Annotated in this window: 3 protein-coding genes; all 3 read left to right on the top strand. The window is 68.1% G+C overall.

Features of this window, described 5'->3' with window-relative positions; all coding sequences use genetic code 11:
* Positions 1-64: 64 nt before the first annotated feature.
* Positions 65-547 (top strand): MBL fold metallo-hydrolase, encoded by a 483-nt coding sequence (locus tag JCM19049_RS14160; RefSeq protein WP_279403268.1) that lies wholly within the window; start codon positions 65-67, stop codon positions 545-547.
* Positions 541-786, top strand: coding sequence for a hypothetical protein (locus tag JCM19049_RS14165; RefSeq protein WP_054821899.1), 246 nt, complete (start codon positions 541-543; stop codon positions 784-786). Before JCM19049_RS14160 ends, JCM19049_RS14165 begins: the two co-directional genes overlap by 7 nt.
* 37 nt (positions 787-823) lie before the next feature.
* Positions 824-1,437, top strand: a 614-nt coding sequence (holA, locus tag JCM19049_RS14170; RefSeq protein ID WP_374700321.1) for a DNA polymerase III subunit delta, incomplete at its 3' end; no start/stop codon positions are given.

The following is a 1,437-nucleotide window of genomic DNA, read 5'->3' on the forward strand; positions in this document are numbered from 1 at the left end:
TGCGCCTGGTGTTGCCGGCCACGCTGCTGGTGCGGCCCAGCGCGCCGGAGTGGAATCTGGCAATGTGCGATGTGGGGCAGGGGACGCACTGGTGATCAACACCGGCGGGCAGGGCGGGTGGCTGATCGATACCGGTAACCCGGGTTCCGGGGTGCTGCAGTGCCTGGACACCCTGGGGGTCAGGCATCTGGAGAAGGTCTTCATCACCCACGCCCACGAGGACCACATGGGCGCGCTGCCCGAGGTGCTGCAGGCCATCGAGGTGGGAGAGGTGCTCGTCTCGGGCGGGTTCCGCGGCGCGGTACAGGCCCCGCTGCGCGTGCTGCAGCCCGGCGAGCAGCAGCAGGAAGGATCGGTCAGCTTCACCGTGCTGGGCCCGGAACCGGGCCTGCTGCGCGGCGCGTCGGTGAATGACACCTCCCTGGTGCTGCGCGTTGACTTCCAGGCCCAGGGCGGGCCGGTTTCCTTCTTCACCGCCGGGGACATGGAATCCGAGGCGATGTCCCGGCTGCTGACGCCAAACCCACCCCAGGCATCAGCGTGTTGAAGGCCTCCCACCACGGGGCGCGCAACGGCGGCAGCGAACTGATCGAGCGGCTGCACCCGAAATTGCTGCTGATCCCGGTCGGTGCCGGCAACAGCTACGGTCACCCGCATCCGCAGATCCTGGAGGCGGCGAAGCGGGTCGACGCCCAGGTGCTGCGCACCGACCAGCAGGGGACGGTAACCATCACATTTGCCCACGGGCGGGCCACCGCCACCCGGATCGGGGTCCCGGTTCGATAGGATCGTAGCTGGTAGTTCGTCCCCGTGAAGGAGCCTGATGGCACGCGCCCCCAAATCCGCCGGTATCTCCTGGCGCGACTTGACCCCCCAGCCGCTGATCCTGCTTTCGGGCCCCGACGAGTACCTGGCCTCCCGGGCCTTTGACACGCTGCGCCAGCAGGCCGCCCAGCGCGAGGGGATCGAGGTCACCCGGCTCTCGGCCTCCAGCTATGAGCCCGGCGAACTGCTGATGGCCACCAGCTCCTCCCTGTTCGCCTCGGCGAACCTGGTGGAGATTACGGACCTGGCCTCCATGAACGAGGTGTTCGTGCGCGACGCGCTGGCCTACCTGAAGGACAGCGCACCGGAGAACGTGCTGATCATGCACCACTCGGGTCAGCGCGGCAAGAAGCTGATCGATGCCCTGAAGCAGGCCGGGGCGGTGGTGGTTGACTGCCAGCCGCTGAAGCGCGATGCGGACAAGATCGACTTCGTCACCAATGAATTCAAGGCCGCCAAGCGGCGCATCACCAACGACGCGGTCAAGGCCCTGGTCGCCGCGGTCGGCTCCTCACTGGCCGAGTTGGGGGCCTCCTGCCACCAGCTGATCGCCGACACCACCGGCACCGTGGACCAGGACGTGGTCGACCGCTACTACGGCGGACGGGTGGA

Source organism: Arthrobacter sp. JCM 19049 (assembly GCF_001310435.1).